Origin of the sequence: Microcoleus sp. A003_D6, assembly GCF_036702825.1 — a bacterium.
Classification (GTDB): domain Bacteria; phylum Cyanobacteriota; class Cyanobacteriia; order Cyanobacteriales; family Microcoleaceae; genus Microcoleus.
Map to the genome: position 1 here is coordinate 1 of NZ_JAUBWA010000241.1, position 3,967 is coordinate 3,967.

The 3,967-nt window shown below is 41.2% G+C and carries 3 protein-coding genes; all 3 read left to right on the forward strand.

Annotation, left to right across the window (positions count from 1 at the left end):
- The first annotated feature begins 88 nt into the window (after positions 1 to 88).
- The 3 genes from QUB70_RS31850 (at position 89) to QUB70_RS31860 (ending at position 2,478) form a co-directional block, all read left to right on the forward strand.
- Positions 89 to 448: a cytochrome gene (locus QUB70_RS31850; protein ID WP_442927860.1), complete on the forward strand. Its 360-nt coding sequence runs from the start codon at positions 89 to 91 to the stop codon at positions 446 to 448.
- Positions 449 to 456: 8 nt separating this feature from the next.
- A complete protein-coding gene (locus QUB70_RS31855) occupies positions 457 to 978 on the forward strand; it encodes a hypothetical protein (protein ID WP_332985788.1) in 522 nt (173 codons plus the stop codon).
- A gap of 288 nt (positions 979 to 1,266) precedes the next feature.
- A complete protein-coding gene (locus QUB70_RS31860) occupies positions 1,267 to 2,478 on the forward strand; it encodes a TPM domain-containing protein (RefSeq protein ID WP_332985789.1) in 1,212 nt (403 codons plus the stop codon).
- Positions 2,479 to 3,967 lie beyond the last annotated feature (1,489 nt).

The window sequence follows — 3,967 nt, forward strand, 5'->3', positions numbered from 1 at the left end:
ATATAGTCCAAATAAAAGTCCATGACAGCAAATGTATTGTTTGTTACATTATACACCATAAAGTCAGGAGAGCCGAAATGTCGGCGTCATGGATGCCGCCAACAAAGGAGCAAAATCAGCTAACGGTTTAACAGTCGGCATCCTTCCGGGAAACGACACTCGCGGCATTTCTGAAGCTGTAGATATTGCCATTGTCACCGACATGGGAAACGCCAGAAATAATATTAACATTCTTTCTTCAGATGTAATAATTGCCTGCGGTATGGGGACGGGCACAGCTTCGGAAATCAGCCTCGCTCTGAAAGCTAACAAACAAGTTATATTGTTAAATCACAGCGCCGAAAGTCAACTTTTTTTTAAAGAGTTAGCACAATTTAACATTTTTGTGGTAAACAATGCTGTAGAGGCTATGAATCAAGCTCGCGAAATCCTAGTAAATCCAAGATGAAATCCAAGATGAGAGTAAGCAAATTCAACTTTTGTGCGATCGCAATTTTTCTGACTTTGGGGATTTTCGTCAGTGCCAAAGCAGACGGAGGAATTGCACAGTTCAGTTTCAGCAACAAACCCACTCAAAAATTAGCACAAACCCTCCCTCCTCCACCCCCTTTCACACAGCCTGTTACCGAACAAGAAGCGCCACCTATTCGCAGCGAATCCGTGCCGGATCAAATAGCTTTAGCAACCCATTTGCAGACCATCAAAGCTAGAATGTACGGTGCTTACTGGTGTCCTCACTGTCACACCCAACAAGAACTTTTCGGCAAAGAAGCATTTACGGCAATTACTTACATAGAGTGCGACCCCAGAGGCAAAGATGCTCAACCGGATTTGTGCAAAGCTGCCAAGATTCAAGCTTATCCCACTTGGGAAATTCGGGGGAAATATTACACGGGCCGGCAATCTTTGGAGAAACTGGCTATTTTATCTGGTTATAAAGGCAGCAGCAATTTTCTGCCACCAGTTCCCTCTCCTTAAAAATATCTAAATTCGTTCGCACTCGGACTCGCCCACTAAGAAACCGGGTTTTTGAACCGAGATTGACGGTTTTCAGCAATTATTTTGGTTAAAAACCCGGTTTCTCGCCACTCCTGCGTCCTAGACTATAAATGTAAAGTGCTTATGGTGTACCTAAAATTATGATTTTTATGAACTCAACTTCTGAATAATATGAATTGACATGAGAGTGAGCTGGTTATTGAATTGTAATTAGGCGGACAGATATATGTCAATTTCAGACTAGCAGTTATTCAGGAGACTGAAGCGATGCAGTTACAAGTTAGCAACAAACAAATAATCTGGACCAGTTTTCTGTGCTTTTCGGCAATTGCATTTCCCGTAACTAGCCAAGCTATAACAGTACAAGAAGTACCGAATCCCCGTCAAGTAAATAACACTTGGGTAACGGACAAGGCAAACATTCTCAGCGACAGCACCGAAACTCAGCTAAATCAAATGATTTCGGATTTAGAGGCAAAAAATGGCTCAGAAATCGCTGTTGTGACAGTGCCTGATACTAAGCCATCGGCGACACCAAAAATATTTGCTACAGAATTATTTAACGTTTGGGGGATTGGCAAAAAAGGCAAAAACAACGGAGTTTTATTGTTGATTTCGTCGGGTGAACGCCGCGTTCAAATTGAAACAGGTTCTGGTATTCAAAGCGTTTTGCCAGATGCGAAGGTAGTGGGAATTATTAAAACCGAAATTACGCCCAGATTTAAACAGCAGGACTTTGACGGGGGCACATTAGCCGGGACAAAGGCGTTAGTAAATGTTTTACAAACTCCGACGGTAAATGCTCAATCTCAAACCGCACTGCCTTTGGCTCCAATCGTACCATCTCAAGGGGTGAAACCGTCACCAATACCTAGTCAATCGCCAGTTATTAGCAATAGTACATCCACAGGTGAAGATTCATCGAATTTAATCTATGGCTTACTTGGGTTGTTATTCATAGCATTCATAGCATTTATACCTTGCTTCATTATCTTCAGGATATTTTGCAGCTTATTTTCTCGGATATCTCGTTCCCGTCACCGCCGTTATCCGCGAAATTACAGCAGTAACAATCGCAATTACAGCAGTCACAGTCCCAATTACAGCAGTAACAGCGTTGATTACAGCATTAACAGCGTTGATTACAGCATTAACAGTAGTAGCGATGATTGCGGTGGCTACTACAGCAGTAATAGCAGCGACTACAGTATTAGTAACAGCGACTGCGGAGGTAGCTTTGGCGGTGGCAACTCCAGCGGTGGCGGTGCGGGTGCCGATTACAGCAGTAGCATTAGCAGTAGTGACTGCGGAGGTAGCTTTGGCGGTGGCAACTCCAGCGGTGGCGGTGCCGGGGGCGATTACAGCAGTAGCAGTAGCGACTACAGCAGTAGCAACAGCGACTACAGCAGTAGCAACAGCGACTACAGCAGCAGTAGCAGCAGCGACTCTAGTAGTGGGGGTAGCGGTGGGGATTGGTAATTCGAGAATGGAGGCATAAACCGAGTTTTTTTTAACAGGAATTAGTCCCCCTCTGCGGGGACTTCGTTTGTGTAGTTGCAGTTTCAAGCGCCCCACTCGCGAGGTTAGCGTTCGCTCAACAAAAACATATATGGCGACTCTAATCTTATTTCTGAAAAAAGTCAATGAGCCATGACCAGAATCAAGAAAAAAAATATTCATTATGACGGATATTACTATTGGTTATAGTGGTCGATCTTCTGTTAGTTGAGATAGAGATATCTCTCTCGGACACGAGTGCTAAATCCCCTCCAAAAATAATCGTTAATACCTTTCATCTCACTCGCTACTGATAGATAAAGTACAATAGACCTCTTGCAAAAATCCTTTTAATCAAATTCTGGAACGGGCTCTCCGGCCCATTCCACAAGAAAAAAAAATTTGTGGGATGGGCCGGAGAGCCCGTCCTAGTTATTTTTGCAAGAGGTCTAATCAATATGGTTCTATTATTAGAGGAGCAATGATGTTATTCAAAATCTCTAATTTAATCGACGCATTTAATCAATGGGCGAGTCAGCTAACTACCTAAATCAACTTAACTGATTGGGTCTCGATTGATGGTAAATGTCTCAGAACTACCTGCCAAAACTTCCCGAATAACTCTCAAAATTTTGTGTCAATTGTGTCCTTATTTAGTTAGCACACTGGTTGGGTTCTCAGATGGCAAAAGTTTGATAACAAAAAAAATTCATAAATCGGACAGCTACAAGAGCTAGTAAAGGGTTATCTTCATCAAGGGAACGTATTTACATTGGATGCTTTGCATTATCAGAAAGAGACAACTACTTTGATTACTCTGTATAAAAAAGATTATATTTTTGCTCTTAAATGCAATTAAAAAAATGTGTTTAAACACGCTATGCAAATTACAGACAGAAAGTCAAGTACCTAGAATTCAAACGATATCGGTAAATATTAGTCATGGTCGTCACCTCGTCAGAAAGGTATCTGTGTTTGATATTCCCGATCGTAAACTAAAGGATTTTGATAAATTAAAAGGGGTGAAATTACCACTTTAATTAAAGCCAGTTTAATTAAAGTGGTAATTAGCGATGTTCGCGGGCAAAAAGATTATGAACACCTTGCCTATTACATCACCACATTATCGGTGTCAGCCGAAATATTTGCGTAAAATATCCGAGGTTAGTGGCTGATAAAAAATCAGTTACATTCGGCAAAAAATGTAGTTTTAAAGGAAGATATATAGCCTTGACCTAACTACATAGCACTCACTAATTTATCGGTTCTGACCAGCATGGCTCTTAATCTTTACCTCTTCTTAGGTTTTTCCTGATTAACCTGCGCTCAAAGATGGCTAAACTACAAGCTAGAAAAGCTGATGATTTTACTTAATTAAAAAGATATATTGGCTTAATTATTAGACCTCTTGCAAAAATCCTTTTAATCAAATTCTGGAACGGGCAAGATGCCCATTCCACAAGAAAAAAAA

Excerpts from the sequence above, each read along its gene's own strand:
- QUB70_RS31850 (WP_442927860.1), top strand. The coding sequence starts at position 89 with ATGGATGCCGCCAACAAAGGAGCAAAATCAGCTAACGGTTTAACAGTC.
- QUB70_RS31855 (WP_332985788.1), top strand. The coding sequence starts at position 457 with ATGAGAGTAAGCAAATTCAACTTTTGTGCGATCGCAATTTTTCTGACT.
- QUB70_RS31860 (WP_332985789.1), top strand. The coding sequence starts at position 1,267 with ATGCAGTTACAAGTTAGCAACAAACAAATAATCTGGACCAGTTTTCTG.